The 18,559-nt window shown below is 40.9% G+C and carries 18 protein-coding genes and 1 tRNA gene; 2 read left to right on the forward strand and 17 right to left on the reverse strand.

Annotation, left to right across the window (positions count from 1 at the left end; genetic code table 11):
- Positions 1 to 3 precede the first annotated feature (3 nt).
- Positions 4 to 2,196: a bifunctional cytidylate kinase/GTPase Der gene (der, locus tag HMPREF3216_RS02065; RefSeq protein ID WP_060786718.1), complete on the reverse strand. Its 2,193-nt coding sequence runs from the start codon at positions 2,194 to 2,196 to the stop codon at positions 4 to 6.
- Positions 2,193 to 2,966 (reverse strand): pseudouridine synthase, encoded by a 774-nt coding sequence (locus tag HMPREF3216_RS02070; protein WP_060786719.1) that lies wholly within the window; start codon positions 2,964 to 2,966, stop codon positions 2,193 to 2,195. Before HMPREF3216_RS02070 ends, der begins: the two co-directional genes overlap by 4 nt.
- Before the next feature lie 209 nt (positions 2,967 to 3,175).
- Between HMPREF3216_RS02070 and HMPREF3216_RS02075 the strand changes: the two genes are divergently transcribed.
- A complete protein-coding gene (locus HMPREF3216_RS02075) occupies positions 3,176 to 4,135 on the forward strand; it encodes an MIP/aquaporin family protein (RefSeq protein WP_060786720.1) in 960 nt (319 codons plus the stop codon).
- Between the two features lie 17 nt (positions 4,136 to 4,152).
- Here HMPREF3216_RS02075 and HMPREF3216_RS02080 read toward each other — a convergent pair whose 3' ends face one another.
- The 15 genes from HMPREF3216_RS02080 to HMPREF3216_RS02150 form a co-directional block, all read right to left on the reverse strand.
- Entirely contained in the window at positions 4,153 to 4,554 is a 402-nt protein-coding gene (locus HMPREF3216_RS02080; RefSeq protein WP_060786721.1) for a hypothetical protein, read from the reverse strand.
- 136 nt (positions 4,555 to 4,690) lie between these two features.
- Positions 4,691 to 6,328, reverse strand: a complete 1,638-nt coding sequence (gene purH, locus HMPREF3216_RS02085) for a bifunctional phosphoribosylaminoimidazolecarboxamide formyltransferase/IMP cyclohydrolase (protein WP_060786802.1) — start codon at positions 6,326 to 6,328, stop codon at positions 4,691 to 4,693.
- A 71-nt stretch (positions 6,329 to 6,399) separates the two neighbouring features.
- Positions 6,400 to 7,719 carry a cell division protein PerM gene (locus tag HMPREF3216_RS02090; RefSeq protein WP_060786722.1) on the reverse strand — a complete coding sequence of 440 codons (1,320 nt, stop codon included), beginning with the start codon at positions 7,717 to 7,719 and terminating at the stop codon, positions 6,400 to 6,402.
- An 87-nt stretch (positions 7,720 to 7,806) separates the two neighbouring features.
- A complete protein-coding gene (locus HMPREF3216_RS02095; RefSeq protein ID WP_060786723.1) occupies positions 7,807 to 8,388 on the reverse strand; it encodes an adenine phosphoribosyltransferase in 582 nt (193 codons plus the stop codon).
- 18 nt (positions 8,389 to 8,406) lie between these two features.
- Positions 8,407 to 8,832 (reverse strand): preprotein translocase subunit YajC, encoded by a 426-nt coding sequence (gene yajC, locus HMPREF3216_RS02100; protein ID WP_060786724.1) that lies wholly within the window; start codon positions 8,830 to 8,832, stop codon positions 8,407 to 8,409.
- 64 nt (positions 8,833 to 8,896) lie between these two features.
- On the reverse strand, positions 8,897 to 9,946 hold the full coding sequence (ruvB, locus tag HMPREF3216_RS02105) for a Holliday junction branch migration DNA helicase RuvB (RefSeq protein ID WP_060786803.1): 1,050 nt from the start codon (positions 9,944 to 9,946) through the stop codon (positions 8,897 to 8,899).
- A gap of 47 nt (positions 9,947 to 9,993) precedes the next feature.
- The gene (gene ruvA, locus HMPREF3216_RS02110; protein WP_060786725.1) at positions 9,994 to 10,632 is read right to left on the reverse strand and encodes a Holliday junction branch migration protein RuvA; all 639 of its coding nucleotides are present in this window, start codon (positions 10,630 to 10,632) and stop codon (positions 9,994 to 9,996) included.
- A gap of 56 nt (positions 10,633 to 10,688) precedes the next feature.
- Positions 10,689 to 11,270, reverse strand: a complete 582-nt coding sequence (gene ruvC / locus HMPREF3216_RS02115) for a crossover junction endodeoxyribonuclease RuvC (protein WP_060786726.1) — start codon at positions 11,268 to 11,270, stop codon at positions 10,689 to 10,691.
- A 6-nt stretch (positions 11,271 to 11,276) separates the two neighbouring features.
- Positions 11,277 to 12,035: a YebC/PmpR family DNA-binding transcriptional regulator gene (locus tag HMPREF3216_RS02120; RefSeq protein WP_060786727.1), complete on the reverse strand. Its 759-nt coding sequence runs from the start codon at positions 12,033 to 12,035 to the stop codon at positions 11,277 to 11,279.
- 76 nt (positions 12,036 to 12,111) lie between these two features.
- Positions 12,112 to 12,762: a CDP-alcohol phosphatidyltransferase family protein gene (locus tag HMPREF3216_RS02125; RefSeq protein WP_060786728.1), complete on the reverse strand. Its 651-nt coding sequence runs from the start codon at positions 12,760 to 12,762 to the stop codon at positions 12,112 to 12,114.
- Positions 12,763 to 12,896: 134 nt separating this feature from the next.
- Positions 12,897 to 12,967, reverse strand: a tRNA-Gln gene (locus HMPREF3216_RS02130).
- A 75-nt stretch (positions 12,968 to 13,042) separates the two neighbouring features.
- Positions 13,043 to 14,065 carry a ribose-phosphate diphosphokinase gene (locus tag HMPREF3216_RS02135; protein WP_060786729.1) on the reverse strand — a complete coding sequence of 341 codons (1,023 nt, stop codon included), beginning with the start codon at positions 14,063 to 14,065 and terminating at the stop codon, positions 13,043 to 13,045.
- Positions 14,066 to 14,212: 147 nt separating this feature from the next.
- Positions 14,213 to 14,995, reverse strand: coding sequence for a nicotinate-nucleotide adenylyltransferase (gene nadD, locus HMPREF3216_RS02140; RefSeq protein ID WP_060786730.1), 783 nt, complete (start codon positions 14,993 to 14,995; stop codon positions 14,213 to 14,215).
- The gene (locus HMPREF3216_RS02145; RefSeq protein WP_060786731.1) at positions 14,988 to 15,563 is read right to left on the reverse strand and encodes a hypothetical protein; all 576 of its coding nucleotides are present in this window, start codon (positions 15,561 to 15,563) and stop codon (positions 14,988 to 14,990) included. Before HMPREF3216_RS02145 ends, nadD begins: the two co-directional genes overlap by 8 nt.
- 16 nt (positions 15,564 to 15,579) lie before the next feature.
- Positions 15,580 to 16,962, reverse strand: a complete 1,383-nt coding sequence (locus tag HMPREF3216_RS02150; RefSeq protein ID WP_060786732.1) for a glutamate-5-semialdehyde dehydrogenase — start codon at positions 16,960 to 16,962, stop codon at positions 15,580 to 15,582.
- Between the two features lie 72 nt (positions 16,963 to 17,034).
- Between HMPREF3216_RS02150 and thrC the strand changes: the two genes are divergently transcribed.
- Positions 17,035 to 18,552 carry a threonine synthase gene (thrC, locus tag HMPREF3216_RS02155; protein WP_060786733.1) on the forward strand — a complete coding sequence of 506 codons (1,518 nt, stop codon included), beginning with the start codon at positions 17,035 to 17,037 and terminating at the stop codon, positions 18,550 to 18,552.
- Positions 18,553 to 18,559: the final 7 nt, after the last annotated feature.

The following is an 18,559-nucleotide window of genomic DNA, read 5'->3' on the forward strand; positions in this document are numbered from 1 at the left end:
ATTTTACTTGCGCTTCTTTTTATCTCGTACTTTTACGGAGATTTGAATAGGAGTTCCCTCAAATCCAAACTCTTCTCGAAGAGAACGCTCAATAAAGCGACGGTAACCGTGCTCTAAGAAGCCTGTTGTAAAGATTACAAAACGCGGAGGGCGCGTAGAAGCTTGCGTTGCAAATAAGATTCGCGCTTGCTTTCCACCTCGCAAAGGATGTGGATGAGCAGACTGAATACGACCTAAGAAGGCGTTAAGCTTGCCTGTAGGAATGCGCTTATCCCAGTTTTCTAAGGCTGTTCGCATAGCGCGCGCAAGACGGTTAGTATGCCATCCCGTTTTTGCAGAAAGGTTCACACGCTCAGCCCAAGTGACGCGTTCAAACTCCGTTTTCCACAAGCGTTCCATACGCTGCCTGGAGAACTCGTCCATCAAATCCCACTTGTTAAACACAAGTACGATTGCGCGACCTGCATCCACAGCCTGGCTCATAACTTTTAGATCCTGCTCTGCAATCGGCTGAGAAGAATCAAAAAGAATCAAAGCAAGTTCCGAGCGTTCAATCGCAGCTTGCGTACGAAGTGAAGAATAGTATTCAGCACCCGTAAGCTTATGCTGCCTGCGCTTAATACCAGCTGTGTCAATAAACAGCCAGTCTTCTCCGTCAACTCGCACAACTTCGTCAACAGGGTCTCTAGTGGTTCCAGCTAAGTCGTTTACAACAGAACGCTCCTCGTGAGCCAAATGGTTTAGGAGCGAAGACTTTCCAACATTTGGTCTGCCAACTAAAGCAACCCTACGAAGACCTTGCGGAGTTAAGAATCCAGAAGTCTTATTCGCTTTCTTTAAAGATGCAAGAGCCGCGTCAAGCAAATCTCCAACGCCTCTTCCGTGCATTGCAGAAATTCCGTAAGGCTCGCCCATTCCAAGCTTCCAAAACTCTGCCGTTAAATACTCGCTTCTAGCGTCATCAACCTTGTTAACAGCCAAAGTAATAGGCTTACCAGCAGCACGAAGCATGGAAACAATGCGCTCGTCGGTAGCTGTTAAGCCAACTTGACCATCTACTAGAAAAATCACAGCGTCACTTAAACGCACTGCTACTTGCGCTTGCTGAGCAATCGAAGAATCAATGCCTTCAACATCTGCTTCCCAGCCGCCTGTATCTACCAGCTTGAAGTTGGTTCCGGCCCACTCAGCATCGTAGCTTACGCGATCCCTTGTAACACCTGGAGTATCTTCTACAACAGCGACCCTGTGACCCAAAATACGGTTTACAAGCGTTGATTTTCCAACGTTTGGTCGGCCTATAACGGCAATTACTCCAACCGCTTTAGTATCTTTCGATTCATCTTCGCCTGCTAGATCTCCGCTAAGAAGCGCACGGTCTTCATCATCAAGATCGTAGCCTTCAAGATTCGCTGCGTAACGGTCGTATTCGTCTTGCTCAATAGCAGCGTCAACCATCTCCACAAGCGCGTCGAGAGTCTGCTCAAAAGTCAAATCAGAATTATCGAGCGTCGTAACACCGTCTGCTGCTTGAAGAAAATGCGTTACTTTAGCATCTTTAGCATCGCGAGCGCGAATATTGTCTTCTTCAGACGATTGATTATTTTGCAAATTTTCTTGATTACTATCTTGCTTATTTCTACGCGCCTGACGCACATCTTCTCTTGCAGTAAGAAGCACGCGAACTTGCGCATTAGGGGCTACAACAGTAGTAATATCACGGCCTTCTGCCACTATTCCTAAGCCAGCCGAGAATGATTCTTCACTAGATTCTGCCGATATATACGCGCGCTGAGCAGCAATTAGCATGCGGCGCACTGCAGGAATAGAAGATACGGTAGAAACGCACGAAGAAACATCGCTAGAGCGTAATTCTTCGCTAACATCTTTTCCGTCGAATTTAACTACGGGATTTTTTGGATCCACACTAAATTCAGCATGATCTTCGGTAAATAATGCTCCAACGGCTTCAATAATTTGATCAAAACGCTTAGAATCCGCACTATTTGCAGGCTGGCCATCTTCATTCAATTCAAGCTGTGTGCTTAAATCAATACCTTGCTTTAAGCAAAATAACGCTGCAGCTCTATACATTGCACCCGTATCTAAATACGCAAAGCCGTAGTATTGTGCTAACGCGCGAGAAGTAGAGGATTTTCCAACTCCTGCAGGACCATCAATTGCTACGCAAATCACAGACCAACCTCCTTAGAAAGCGAGCGCACTTCTACTTGCGAAAGAACGCGATATGACCCAGCTTTTAAGTCTCCTAATTTAATCGGGCCAATTTGCGTTCTAACAAGACGTTTTACTGGGAATCCAACGGCTCCAAAAATCCTACGCACAATGCGATTTTTGCCAGAGTGTAGAACAACTTTTACCATTGTTGTATCGTGATTTTGGTCGATTATTGCGCAGCGATCTAGCTTAATCCACCCGTCGTCTAAATTTACGCCTTGGGAAACTAGTCTGCGGCAAATCATGCCGTTAATCTTGCCTTCAACGGTTGCAATATATGTTTTTTCAACTTCATACTTTGGGTGCATTACGTGCTGGCTTAACTCACCATCGTTGGTCATTAAAATAAGACCTTCCGAATCGTAGTCTAAACGACCCATGTGGAAGATTCGCTCGTACTTATCTCCAACAATATCTCTTAAAGTAAAGCGACCTTTAGGATCATCCATTGCACTCAAAACTCGTTTTGGCTTGTTAAGAGCCAGCGTTACAAGCTTGTGATTGAACTTTACTCTAGAGCCGTCTACACGAATCTTTTGCTTGCTTGGATCTACTCGAGTTCCGAGTGTTGTTACAAGCTCATCATCTACTTCAACACGCCCATCAAGGATTATTTCTTCGCATTTGCGTCTCGAACCAAATCCAGCTTCTGCTAGTAACTTTTGCAGTCGAACGGCGTTTTTGTCATCTGAATGCGCCTGATTGGCGCGGGAATATGCGTTTGGCATCGTTCTCCCAACGTGACCTAATTAATGTTATTTACTAATTTTGTGGCTATTTTTGCATATTTTTTTAATATTTTTTAATAATCACAGCAAATTACCACGTTTTTCTATGTTAGCGTATGGCATAGCCGTGATACTATAGCAAACGTTTGGTTGTGTTGTAAATAACAAAAACAATACAACAATATACAAAATTAACGTAAGGAATTGTTATGACTAACACTTTGCAAGCGGAGTGCTCAGCTTCTAAACAAAAATCAGCTGCTAGTGCACCTCTTATTTTTAGAATTTTTGCAGAATTTGTTTCAAGCGTTTTTGCTTTGTTTACTGTTTACATGTTTTCGTCTGTTGTAACAGCAATGTATGGCGTAAACGTTCTTTTGATTGCTGCAGGAACTGGCTTAGCTTATGCTGCAGCAATTAGCATATCTGCTAAAGTTTCGGGCGGACACGTTAATCCTGCGGTAACTATTGCATCTATGCTCACTGGAAGAACGTCTTATATTTCGGGAATTTTGTACATTGTGGCTCAGGTTATAGGCGCTATTGTTGCTGCAGCTTTAACCGTTTTTATTCTTCCACAAACTAAGATGGTTCCAGCAAAAACATGGTTTGCTCCAGTTGTAAACGGTTTTGAAAGCGCTTCTATCTCCGCAAACCAGCTAAAGAGTGTTAATGCTTCTTTTGGCGTTATTGCAGCCCTGATTGTTGAAGTCATTGCCGTTCTTATTATTGTTGCAACCGCAATGACTTACACTCGCGAAGATGGTAGTGCAAAATGCACGTACGCAGCACACATGGGCATTGCCTATTCCGTTGGCACTTTTATTACCTACCAAATCACTGGAACAGGTCTTAATCCAGCTCGCTCCACCGGAATTGCTATTTTTGCTCAGTCAAAGAAGTTGGCTGTTGCTCCGTTAAGCCAGCTTTGGGTATTTTGGATTGCTCCTATTTTTGCGGCAGCTCTAGTTGGATTTGTAATGCTTATTTCTAAGCTTGTAAGCACTCCTTCTATACACGAAGCTAGCAGCATTAACAACTCCAACAATGCTGGCGATTCTTCCTTAAACGATTCTTTGCAAAACAATTCAGCACTTAACGCAGAATCGGAAAATAGCGAGAGCAAGGAAGACAAGGAAATTAACCCGTTCTATAACGAAGATAAATAGTTATATAAACAAAAAGATTACATAAAAACAAAAATGGAAAAATACGTTACTAAGAGTCCAACTCCTAGTGCGATGCTTATAAAAGAGTCAAAACCAACTGATCTGACTTTCCAAGGGCTTCGTTGAGTAAAAATTAAACGTATTGCTCCAAGAATAATGGCTGTTGCAGAAATAATAACTGTTGCAGCCATTATTTTTCCAATAAAAGCTAATATTGCGCACACACATACAATTGCTGCCACAAACCATTGAGCATACGGCTTTCCCTCTTTTGCTTCCGAAACATAAATGTGATTATTTGCCGGATTATTTGCTGGATTATTTGCTGGATTATTTTCCAGATTGTTGACGCTATTGTTTGTGCTTTCTTTAAACGCGATTTTTGATTCTTGTTCGTTGCTCTGCTGGTTAATTGTCATACTTGTATAATACATAAAAAGCCTTGGAAAGTATATTAAACACAATCCAAGGCTTTACGTTAATCAATTAATCGAGTTAATCTAACTGACTAATCATCTATTTGCAAAAACACAATCTGCAAATAGCGATTGATTTTTAGTGGAAGAAGTGCCTCGTTCCAGTAGTGTACATTGTAACGCCAGCTTTACGCGCTGCTTCAAACACTTCCTCGTCTCTAATTGAACCTCCAGGCTGAACAATTGCGCGAACGCCTGCATTAATCAGAATTTGAGGACCATCTGCAAATGGGAAGAATGCGTCGGATGCTGCAACAGATCCTTTAGCACGTTCTAATCCATCTGCCAAAGTATTGGCTCTTTCAACTGCAAGATTGCATGAATCAACTCTATTAACTTGACCCATTCCAATTCCAACAGTTGCTAAATCATGCGCAAGCAAAATGGCATTTGACTTTACGCATCTAAGCGAACGCCACGCAAACTCTAAGTCTTTTAAGGTGGTTTCGTCTACTGGATCTCCAGAAACAAGAGTCCAATTTTTAGGATTATCCCCTAAATCATCAATCTTGTCTGCGCTCTGAACCAAAGCTCCGCCGTCAATAGGATGCACTTGCAAACCTAGAAGAGGAGGATTTGCAACCTTTAGGATTCGCAAATTCTTCTTTTTTGTGCGCAATAATTCTAATGCTTCTGGATCATAATCTGGAGCCACAATTACTTCTGTAAAGATTGGACGCACACTTTGCGCCATTTCTAGCGTAACTGTTGAATTACAGGCAATCACTCCGCCATATGCGCTTACAGGATCGCATGCATGAGCCTTTCTATGAGCCTCTGCAGCCGTTTTTCCAATCGCTAAGCCGCAAGGATTGTTATGCTTGCAAACTGCAACTGCAATTTGTGGAGCAAAATCCCAAACAGCACGCCATGCCGCATCCGCATCAACATAATTGTTATAGCTCATTGGTTTTCCGCCAAGAAGTTCAGCTTGCGCTAAACCACCTTTATGCAACGGGTCAAGGTAAAGCCCCGCCTGCTGGTGCGGATTTTCGCCATATCGAAGATTATGCTCTAAATGCCAAGTGCGTGTGTAATCTGCAGGAAGCAACTCTTCACTTGATTTATCAAGAGAATCCTCGCTGTTTTCTGTATTTTCTAGCATGCTTTGCGGCATTGGCCAAGTGTTATTTGTCCATTGGCATATTGCAGCATCGTAAGCTGCTGTATGAGCAAATGCTTTACCAGCCAAATATTCACGCTCTTGCAAGCTAAAGCCTTCTCCAGAAGCAATTCGATTAGCTAAAAGTTTATAATCTGCAGGATCTGTAATAACTGCCACAGATTTATGATTTTTAGCAGCTGCTCGAATCATTGATGGACCACCAATATCAATTTTTTCAATAATGGCGTCATTTTCCGCACCACTCATAACCGTGTTTACAAATGGATACAGATTCACAACAACAGCGTCAAATGGCTGGATTTCTAAGTCTTTAAGCTGCTTTACATGGTCTGGATTGCTCATATCTGCTAAAATGCCAGCGTGAATATGAGGGTCTAGAGTCTTAACTCTACCATCTAAGCTTTCTGGGAATCCTGTTACATCCGCAACCTGAGTAACGCTAACACCCAATTCTTGAAGCTTTAAAGCAGTTGAACCTGTTGAAACAACCTGAGTTCCACACTTTTTAAAAGCTTCTGCAAGCGTTTCTAACCCTTCTTTGCAAAATACCGAAACCAGTACTCGCTTTATAGACCTTTTACCTGTGGTTATCAGCACATCTGCACTTGATTCTTGCGCATGTATCTGTTGCACGGGGTTCCCTCCTTGTGTTGGATGAGGATTTATTTTTTATTAGCTTTTGAACTAACTATTCTAGAATTTCTAGTTTCAGTTTTGTTCTCAAGCAAAGGTTGATTTTTGGATAAAATTTTGCTTCTTAAAACTTGAATTCCAACTATTATTGCGCAAACTAAAAGAACAATAAGCCAAGCGCAGCCAAAACCGTATATTGTTAAATGACCCAAGGAACGAACACTTCTGCTTACATTAACTCCAACATTCGCTAATCTAAATCTACCTAAGCTTCCGTTTGCAAATATAAGCAATATGCTCATGGAAAGTATTACAACCATACAAGACGCAACCAATACTATTGCAGACTGCGCAAATGCGAAAGCCGTTTTTTTCCAATCAACTTTATTTTCATCAAAGCAAATTCTAAGATTGCACAACTTTGAATACAAGATTACAAACAAAGCCAAAATAGTGCATAGAACAAACAATATGCTAACTGTGGCTGTTCTATACAGTGAATCTTTTATAGCATCTGGAAATATTGAAAATAGTGGAACAGGAGGCAATGATTTTTTGTTAGTAGAAAAAACACTAAAGCTTGCAACACTTCCAATGTTAAATCCTGATCCAGCAATCCAAGATAACGCCCATAACGCAATATTTGGAAGCCAAACTAAACAAGCAATAGAGGTTAAAATCCTAGATCCGATTTGCATTCCAAGTTTAGAAAAAGCAATCTCAACGTTGCTTGAACCAATTACACACCAAAAGATAATTGTTAAAACCGCAACAATCGCATAAATAGCCAAAACACTTATAGAACAATAAGCACAAGTTTTTACAGATTTAATCGTTCGTTCGGAAAAATGTTTTGCTAATTCTTGTTTTATTTGAGCAAACGCGGAAGAGTGTGGTGCAACTACAATAATCATTGCTAAAACATACACACAAATGCTTTTTAGCAATATTATTGGCAAAGAATCCAATAGCTCAATATTTGTATTTTGAGATATTACAGCGTTTATAAACACCCAAACAAATAGGCCAATTAAATTTTCAACCTGCCCGCTTTTTAGTTTTTTCATTGCAATTGCAAGAGTAGAAACTAAAAGAATCGTTAGTCCAAGAGGAATAATCGTAAGAATAAAATCATTAAATCCAAGCCCTACTCCTTGAGAAAAAAGAAGCAAAGCCCAAGTTAAAGACATTGAAGAATCCGAAAGATTGCCAGTTCCTTCTTCAATAGATATAACCAAAAGCGTTAAAGACATAAACAATCCAACAACAAGAGCAAAAACAAAAATTGTTATTGCTGGAATAGCTAAACCCTTTAAAACACTAATAAGAGAAGACTTTAGCTTTTTCACAATTACTTCCCCTCCTACTGTTTAAGGTTTATTTTGGATTATTTATATATTTAACGCTTTAGGCTTAAACAACAATCTGTAGTATTTTTAGGCTGGCATTCTCATTAGACTAGAGCATTTATAGGATTGCAAATCGCTCATTCCATTAATGCCAGTTAACTCCATTACAAAGCAGAATCCAGCAACAACACCTTCAGCTCTTTCAACAAGCTTTGCGGCGGCTTTTGCTGTTCCTCCTGTTGCAATTAAATCATCCACAATAAGAACACGCTGACCAGGCTTAATCAAACCTTTTTCTATCTCGATTTTAGCTTCGCCATATTCAAGAGAATATGATTCACTAATAACCTCTGGAGGTAATTTTCCAGCTTTTCTTACTGCAATAAAACCTTTATTTAAGCGCGCAGCTAATGCTGGGCCAAATAAGAATCCACGAGCTTCAAGACCTGCAACCAAATCAAATGAGTCTTTAGAAACAGGTAAAGAATCAACAAGTGATTCAATAAGAATTTGCATTGCACGAGCATCTGCAAATACAGGTAGAAAATCGCGAAAAACAATCTTTGGATTTGGGAATCCTGGGATTGTGCGAACAAGAGACGCTAAATAATCAGCATCCTGATTGCTAACATTCTTTAAAGGCTTTACAGTAATATCAGTTGTTGTCATAATCCAAATGTTCTTATTTTAGTTTTCTTTATTTTCACCAGATTCATTAGATTCTGGAACCTGATTAGAATCGTTGGATTCTTGCGATTCATCAACATTTTCAGAGTTTGAATCTTCAGCGCTGTTAGCATCTTGAGAATTATCTTCTTTATCGTAGCTATTAAAATCTACGCGAACATAAACTCTATTAACAGCACGGAAAGATACGCGCAACAAACTGTTTTCAGAATCTATAACAATCTCTTCGTGATCGGCATCAACGCTAACAACCTTACCAATAATTCCACCAATGGTTATAACCTCAACACCAGGCTTTAGTGAATCATGGAAAGAGCGCAATTCGGTTTGACGCTTCTTCATGCTACGAGATTGGAACCACATGATACCAACCATGGCTACTACAAGAACAATAAGCATGCCATACTGGCTAAAGAATTGGGGCACAATAAACTCCTTAAGTTATCCAACCCTAAGACGGTAAAACACCGCCCAAATCAAGAATTTTAGGCTATCTATCTGACATTTTTGGCGACTCCAGACCCAAATGCTCCCAAGCTTTTTTGGTTGCAACGCGACCCTTTGGAGTACGAATAAGAAAGCCCTCGCGAACTAAATATGGCTCACAAACAGTTTCAACTGTTTCTGACTCTTCTCCAACCATTGCAGCCAAATTGTTAAGGCCAACAGGGCCTCCATTAAATTGGCTAACAATAGCTTTTAGCACAGCAATATCTAGTCTATCTAAGCCCTGCTTATCAATCTGGTATAAAGCTAAAGCTTTTACAACCGATTCACAATCTACTTCTTTAAGATTGTTAACAACAGCCCAATCTCTAACGCGCCTTAAAAGACGGTTTGCAATCCTAGGAGTTCCTCTAGAACGCATTGCGAGTTCTTTAGCAGCCTGATCTGCAAGTTTTACGCCTAAAACTGTAGAAGAACGCTCAATAAGTTTTTCTAGCTCATCTTTAGGGTAAAAATCAAGATGCGCTGTAAAACCAAAACGAGCACGAAGCGGAGAAGGAAGCATGCCTTCTCTTGTAGTAGCTCCAACAACAGTAAAATGCGGCAATGTAAGCGGTATAGAAGAAGCTCCAGGGCCTTTTCCAACCATAACGTCTACTCTAAAATCTTCCATTGCAATGTAAAGCAATTCTTCAGCAGCGCGAGGAAGTCTGTGAATTTCGTCAATAAATAGTACCTCGCCCGTATCTAGCGAACTTAAAATCGACGCTAAATCGCCAGCATGTTGAATTGCAGGACCAGAAGTTACACGAATAGACACACCAAGTTCGTTAGCAACAATCATTGCTAACGTTGTTTTTCCAAGACCTGGAGGACCCGCAAGAAGTATATGATCTGGCGGAACATTACGTAATCTTGCCGCATCCAAAAAAAGTTGCAGCTGAGCTTTTAATAAAGGCTGACCAATAAAACCTTCTAGAGCATGAGGCCTTAGCTCTTCGTCGCTAATCTGCTCGTTTTCTATAGGAGACGAGGAAACCATTCTTAAAGAATTTTCTAGCACGCCCGTATTTAACGCTTGCGTATCTTGCATATTATTGTTTACGCTGTTAGAACTGTTTTCTTTTAAAGTCACCATTATCACCTGCCTCTATCGAGCGAAGATAAAGCCATACGCAAAACTTTTGGCATATCTGCATCACTAATTGGCAAAGAAATATCTTCCTGAGCACAAACATTTTCCACCGCTTTTTGAGCGTCAAACTGCTTCCAGCCTAAAGACATTAATCCAACAACAACTTTGCGCATAGAAGAATCGCCAAAATCACTAATATTCTTGTTTGTATTTTTATCTACACTATCTTTGCTTAGCAAAGACATGTCGATAGAGCCTTTAAGTTCAAGAATTATTTTTTGCGCGCCCTTTTTGCCTAACCCAGGAGCGGAAGAAAGCGCAGAAACATCTGAATCTGCAATAGCCTGCATTAAACGATCTACACTTAACGTTGACAGCAAAGAAAGAGCCACTTTAGGCCCTACTCCACTAACTTTTTGTTGAATTTGAAGAAAAATACGTTTTGATGCAATGCTTGTAAAACCATAAAGCGTAATAGCATCTTGACTAACTTGCAAAGACGTATAAACCTTAACTTCTTGACCTTCTCGCAAAGACGACAAATCTGAAGAAGGCATATAAACCTCGTAGCCAACGCCACAAACACAGATAAGCGCACAGCGAGAATCAATAGACTCCACAACGCCACTAAGCATACCAATCATGCGCTCACCTTTCGGATAAAATCTGCAATTTATAGAACAGATGTTCTATAAATATCCTACATACCTCGCCCGACAGAACTTGATCCGCGCGCCGCACGCAAAGATTCAGCCCACTTTCTTTGAGCAGCCGTTAAATGTTGTTCTCTCTCCCCTCCCTGAAGTGCTCCAGCAGGCCTAAGAGCATGGCAAATAGCCTGAGCTAAAGCATCGGCAGCATCTGCAGGAGTTGGCAAAACATTAAGATTTAAAAGACGAGCAACCATGCGCTCCACTTGCTGTTTTCCAGCACCGCCATTGCCAGCAACAGCCAACTTAACCTCTGTAGGAGTATGCAAAGCAACAGGAATACCCCTTTGAGCTGCAGCAAGCATTGCTACTCCAGCAACTTGAGCAGTACCCAAAACGGTATTTAGATTTTCTTGAGCAAATACTCGCTCAATCGAAACAACATCTGGCGAAAACCGCTCTATTTTTTCAACCAGTCCGTTGTAAATCTCAAGAAGTCGTAAATCCTGAGAAGTCTTTGGATTACTTCTTAAAACGTCGACGTGAATAAAAGAAAGCCGACGAGAAACGCCGGCTTCAATCACGCCGACCCCGCAGCGAGTAAGCCCGGGGTCAACGCCCAAAATCATCATTGGAAACTATTCTGCTTCCTCAAGCTGAGCCATAACTTCATCCGAAGCGGTCCAGTTGCTATAAATGTTCTGAACATCGTCCAAATCATCGAGATTGTCAATCAAGCGAGACACCTTTTGAGCATCTTCAAAGCTCAACTCAACCTCATTATTTGGATGCATAACGATTTCAGCAGAATCGTAGTCAAAACCAGCCTCTTGCAAAGCCTTACGAACCGTTACCAAATCGCTAGAATCCGTGTATACAGAATACACATCTCCATCATCAGCAACGTCTTCTGCACCTGCTTCTGCAGCAATATCAAAAAGCTTGCTGTAGTCAACACCTTCGCTAGGAACTTCAATCAAGCCCTTGCGCTCAAAGTTAAAGCTCACAGAACCGCTTGTAGCCAAAGATCCATTGCCCTTTGTAAGAGTAGAGCGAACATCTGCTGCAGCGCGATTACGATTATCTGTAAGGCACTCAATAATCAAGCCAACGCCTGCAGGAGCATAGCCTTCGTAAACAATCTCTTCGTAGTTTGCGCCGCCTGCTTCTTCGCCAGAACCACGCTTAACAGCGCGCTTAATGTTATCTGCTGGCATAGAAGCTTTCTTAGCTTTAACAATTGCATCGTACAAAGTTGGGTTACCATCTGGGTCTCCACCACCAAGACGAGCTGCAATTTCAATATTCTTAATAAGCTTGGCGAAAAGCTTGCCGCGCTTTGCGTCGATAGCGGCCTTCTTGTGCTTTGTGGTCGCCCACTTGGAATGACCTGACATGATACTCCTAAAAAGTGTACGGTTACGTAAACGTGATGATTTTAATGCGCTTTAGCGACAAATCACCAAATTTGATTTAGTCAAGCGCATTTTTAACTTCAAAAATACGCTGAACAACGGTTATGGCTCCACCAACGCAAAGAATAATCATTGCCAAGCAAAGCCACAGTAGCCAACCAGTTAATCCACTTAATCCCATTGCAACTAAAATTATGGCCACTCTATCGGCGCGAGTAATCAAGCCTTTTTTAGCATCCACTCCAACAGACTCGCCTCTTGCTCTTGCATATGACGTTACAAAAGCAAACATCATAGCAACTAGAGAGCAGACTAATCCGCAAGAACGCAAAAAATTATTTACGCAAAATGGCAAATATAAACAAATGCTTAGATTATTTGAGCGATATAAACAAATGCAAACACACGCAAAAAGCGACCAATCCGCAATCCTATCGAGCGTAGAATCTAAAAATGCACCAAATTTAGTTCCACCGTTCTTATTTGTTAAAGCAGCAACAGAACCATCCAAAGCGTCTGCAAGAACAAAAATCGTAAGTAAAATCGTACCAAACAAAAGTTGGCCAGTTATTGAAACAAAAATAGCCGTTGCAACAAGTGCCAAGGCACCAAAAACAGTAACACCGTTAGCAGTACAACCAAATTTAACAAGAAGCTTTGCAACCGGCGAAATAACACGTTTGAATCCGCTTCTTAAAGATTCCAACATATTAAGCCTTTCTTTGAAAACAAGCACAAAACACGCACAAAACAAGTACTACAAACTCGTTTTAAAACCCGTTTTAAGCTACAACAGCTATGTTAACAAAAACGCCGCTTAAAACTAAGCGGCGCTAATTCTAGCTCCCTCACCTGGATTCGAACCAAGACAAAGGGTTCCAAAGACCCGTGTGCTGCCATTACACCATGAGGGAACGGCGGAAAAACCGCCAAGTCACTATTATGCCATAACAATCGACATCGTCAAGTTTGGCGTGGCGAAATAGGATTTATGCAAATAAGAACCCTTGTCCATGATGCTCTGGATAGGTGTCAAACAGCTTTGCAACAGATCCATCTTCAAACACAGCCTTAATTGCACTAGCCAAAAGCGGAGCAATAGAAAGAACTGTTAAACCATCCCAACGCTTTTCTTGTGGAATAGGAACAGTATCTGTTAACACCACTTCGCGAGCGCCGCAATTCTTTAAGCGCTCAACGGCAGGCCCCGAAAGAACGCCGTGCGTTGCAACAACAGTTACAGACTTGGCTCCAGCGTCTTTAAGAACGCTACAAGCTCCAGCAATTGTTCCAGCAGTATCGATTAAATCGTCAACCATAACGCAATCGCGACCAGCAACATCTCCAACAACACGATTTGCTACAGCTTGATTTGGACGCGTAATATCCCTGGTTTTGTGCACAAATGCAAGAGGACCTCCGCCTAAGCGCTGCGCCCACTGTTCTGCAACACGAATTCGACCTGCGTCTGGCGAAACAACTGTTACATTGCCTAAATCTTTGCTAAAGCGGTCTCTCACATAATCTACTAGCACTGGCATAGCAATCAAATGATCGACTGGGCCATCAAAGAATCCTTGAGATTGTGCCGCGTGCAAGTCAACGCTCATAATACGATCGGCGCCTGCGGTCTTAAGCAAATCAAACATCAAACGGCAAGAGATAGGCTCACGACCGCGATGCTTTTTGTCTTGTCTTGAATATCCAAGCAACGGGCACACAGCGGTAATAGAACGGGCAGATGCGCGCTTTAAAGCATCAATCATAATCAACTGTTCCATAATGGACTTATTGACTGGATCGCTGTGACTTTGAAGCACAAACACGTCTGTTCCTCGCACAGACTGAGTGTATCGAACATACATTTCGCCGTTAGCAAAATCGTATGCCGTTGTTTCCAATACTTCTATACCAAGCTGATTCGCAACATCTTTAGCAAGCTTAGGATGCGCGCGACCAGTTACGAGAACAAGGTTTTTATCTGGCTTTCCTTCAAGGATGATGCTCACCATATCTCCAAACGCTAGTTCGCTAACCGCCCACAAAAACGGACTGTTTTTAATACTATCTATTTGCGCAGACTATAAGTCTCAAGCTGTTTCGTACATAACAAATCGTTGCAAAGAATTGCAAATCGTTACAAAAAACATTACAAATCATTACAAATCGCGCATATACAATCCGTGCTTAACAATATATTGCACAACGCCATCTGGAACCAAGTACCAAACTGGCTCACCATGTTCTGCACGCTTGCGAACATCTGTTGAAGATATTGCCAATGCTGGAATCTCTAATATGTCAACTGGAAAACGATGATTGTGGCAATTAATCATATCGTCGCAAGAATCGTAAGATGCAGAACGAGCCTCAATTTGAGCAAACTTCTCAGGATTTGCATACCCTGGCCTGGTAACTGCAACAAATCTTGCTAAATTCCACAATTCCTTAGCGTCTTTCCATTGCATAATCTCCGCAATGGCGTCTGCACCAGTAATAAAGAACAGGTCTGCTTGCGGATGCTGAGCGCGTATATCTTTAAGCGTATCAATGGTGTAGGTAACGCCTGGCCTATCAATATCTACTCTAGAAACAGTAAATTTTGGGTTCGAAGCCGTTGCAATTACGGTCATTAAATATCGGTCTTCCGCATTTGTAACTTTTTTATCTAGCTTAAAAATAGGCTTTCCAGTTGGAACGAATATAACTTCATCCAAATCGTACACCCACGCAACTTCGGAAGCTGCCACCAAGTGTCCATTATGAATTGGATCAAAAGTACCACCCATAATTCCTATGCGCGGTCGCTGATGAACATTACCTCTTGCAGACTGCTTGCGCTTAGAAGCATTTACCGAAACAGGTGCACTAGTTTGACTCTGATTAATAGATCCTTGGAATAAATCCGACATCCTGCGTTCTGTAGAATTATTACTACTCATTTACTTGAGCTTTCGCATCTTCCTCATCGTCTGCTTTAGCTTCACTAATCACGCTAGAAGCAACATTCGCCTTGTCGGGATTAATATTGCCCATTTCTTCATTCCACTCATCTTGAACAACTCGCTTAATTTCTTCAAAAGTTGGAAGAGGAAAATCAGGCTGGAAAAAGCCTCTAATATTGGCAACACACTCGGTTATTTCAACAAGAACTTCGCTCATATTATCAACAAGACCAGCACGCTCAAGTTTACTAAACTCCAATATATTGCTTTCCATTTTTTGCAGATTACAATTAATCGACTCTACTGTCTCACTGCTATCTGGCCTAATAACATCTCGATTATCCCTATCTGGCCAACCCATTAAAACTGCATCAGCATATTCAAGAGAAGACCTTTGGCTAGCAGAAGCAATTCCATCTTCTATTTGAACCAAAAACACATAACGAACAATAGACAATCTTTCAGCTGCAATATCTAAAGCATCAAGCACATTAGAATTAGATATGCTTACAAATCCATTTACGCGTTCTTTATGTGTTTTAGATAATTGTGATGTATCAGGCATATTCTTAACCTTACTCTTAAGCCCTTATTTGTCCATCTCCATAGCCAATCCACTTTGTAGTTGTCATTTCTATTAAGCCCATTGGTCCTCTTGCATGCAACTTTTGAGTGGAAATTCCAAGCTCGGCTCCAAAACCAAACTCGCCGCCGTCCGTAAACCTTGTTGAAGCGTTTACCATAACAACAGCACTGTCTATTGACGAAACAAACTCATTAATCGTTAAATAATCTTGTGCAATAATCGTTTCCGTATGACCCGTTGAATATTTTGAAATATGATTAACGGCATCTTTAACACCATTTACAACTTTTACTCCGATTTGCAAAGATAGATATTCTGTAGACCAATCCTCATTATTTGCTCGCTCTAATTTAATGCCATTTATGTTTGCATCGCTTAGAATGTTGTAGGAAATCTCATCTGCATGAATCAAAACATTATGCTTCGCCAATTCACTTGCAACTTTTGGCAAAAATTCTTTAGCAATGCTTTTGTCTACAAGCAATTTTTCTGCAGCGTTACAAACTCCAACTCGTTGCGTTTTTGCGTTTATAATAATCGGAATTGCTTCATCAAAGTTTGCCGTTTTATCTACGTAAATATGAACATTTCCAGCGCCAGTTTCAATAACTGGAACTGTTGATTCTTTAACAACAGCCGCGATTAGATTTGCACTTCCTCTAGGAACCAAAACATCAATATGACCATGTGCGTGCATCATTGACGTTGCGCCGCTTCTGCCTAAATCGTCCACAGATTCTATAAGATTTTCGCTTACGCCAGAATCTTTTAAGACTTGCCTAATTACTGTAATTGTTGCACGATTTGTATTCTCGGCCGCACTTCCACCTCTTAAAATTACAGCATTTGAAGATTTTATGCATAAAGACGCAACATCCACAGTTACATTTGGCCTGGCCTCATAAATCATTCCCATTACGCCAATTGGAACTCTAACTTGCGAAAGTCTAATACCATTTTCCAGCGTGTATCCTCGAACAACTTGGCCCACAGGATCTTGCAATTGCGCTATTTTTTTAACACTTTTAGCAGACTGAATTATTCTTTCTTTATTAAACACAAGTCTGTCTAATTTCCCAGCATCCATGCCGTTACTTTTAGCTTTTTCTATATCTTTAAGATTTGCTTTTTCAATAAATTCAGCGTTACTTTCAATTGCATTTGCTATAGCGTTTAAAAGATTATTCTTAAAAGTCGCATTAGCTTTAGCAAATTCCCGCTGAGCGTTTCGCGCATCATCTGCTCTAGAAAAAACAATAGAATCGGCAGCAGAATCAGCAGCAGAATCTAAAGAAGCCCCACATTCTTTAGACACATTGCCTTGTGCATTATCACGCGTTTTATCAAACTTTATATCACTATTAGTCATATTGAACATATTAGCAATAGCAGTGCTTAGGCTCCACCTCTTCGGGTAACATGTATAACAATTGGCACAAATGGAGGAATTATGGCAGAAAACACTACGAATGCAGTTATGTTTCATAGCACTAGGTCGAATTCTAAAACCTATACGTCGAAGCAAGCTATTCGTAGAGGCATAGCCGAAGACGGTGGCTTGTTTGTTACCGATTGCCTTTCAGATGCGCGCTACGATATTTCTAATCTTCCTGGAAAAACTTATAAGCAGATTGCTAAAGACGTTCTTAAAATCCTCCTTCCAGATTTTACATCTAGCGAGCTTAATGAATGCGTTGAAAATGCTTATGGAAATCAGTGGGAAGATTGCGAAATTACTCCGTTAAAGCCTCTCGGCACTAACAACGATTTTGTTCTAGAGCTTTTCCACGGCCCTACTTGCGCATTTAAAGATGTTGCTTTGCAGATTTTGCCACAATTTATTAGTCATGCAAAAGATGCGTCGGATTCTAATCAAAACGTTATGATTCTTACTGCTACTTCTGGAGACACTGGTAAAGCTGCTTTATCGGGATTTGCAGACGTTGAAGGCACTTCTATGGTTACTTTCTACCCAGAAGGAAAGGTTAGTAAAGTACAAGAGTTGCAAATGACAACTCAAAGTGGAAACAATGTTAGAGTTTGCGCAGTTAGAGGTAATTTTGACGATGCGCAAAGCGGAGTTAAAAAAATCTTTACCAACACTTCGATTAATGAATCGATTAATAACAATAATCACGCTTTGCTTTCTTCTGCAAATTCAATCAATATTGGAAGGCTGATTCCGCAAGTTGTTTATTACTTCTACGCTTATTCAAAGCTTGTTGAGCGTGGCTCTATAGAACTTGGCAGCGAAGTAGAATTTTGCGTTCCAACTGGCAATTTTGGCAATATTCTTGCAGGATATTACGCAAAAATGCTTGGTCTTCCTGTAAAGCACCTGATTGTGGCAAGTAACAGCAACAATGTTTTGTTTGACTTTTTGGTTAGCGGAACCTACAACAAAATTCGCCCGTTCCATCAAACTGTTGCTCCTTCTATGGATATTCTTGTTTCTTCCAACTTGGAACGCATGCTTTATTACATGTGCAATAAAGATACACGACTTATGCAAATGCTTATGAATGATTTGCAACAATGGGGTGCTTTTGAAATACCAGAAGACGTGCTTTCTAAAATTCGAGAACTCTTTGGATGCGGCTGGGCAAACGAGAACCAGATTCGCGATTCCATAAAAGAATGCTGGAATAATCACAATTATGTTATTGATCCACATACTGCTTGTGGTTACTTTGTTATGAGCCATATTCCTCACGATTCTAGTGTCCCTCGTGTTCTTTTAAGCACTGCAAGCCCGTATAAATTCCCTAGAGTTGTTTGCCAAGCATTGGGCTTAAATGTTGAAGGTTTAGATGACTTTGATTGCATGGAACTATTAGAGAATACAACTTCTACTAAGGCTCCTAAAATGCTTAGCGATCTTAAGAATAAAACAGCTAGATTCAACGACGTTATTAATGTTGAAGATATGCCAGATTACGTTCTTAAATGTGCTAATCAGATTTGCTGAATCTTTA

The sequence above is a fragment of the Gardnerella vaginalis genome, assembly GCF_001546455.1.
In the GTDB taxonomy this organism is placed as follows: Bacteria; Actinomycetota; Actinomycetes; order Actinomycetales; family Bifidobacteriaceae; genus Bifidobacterium; species Bifidobacterium vaginale_B.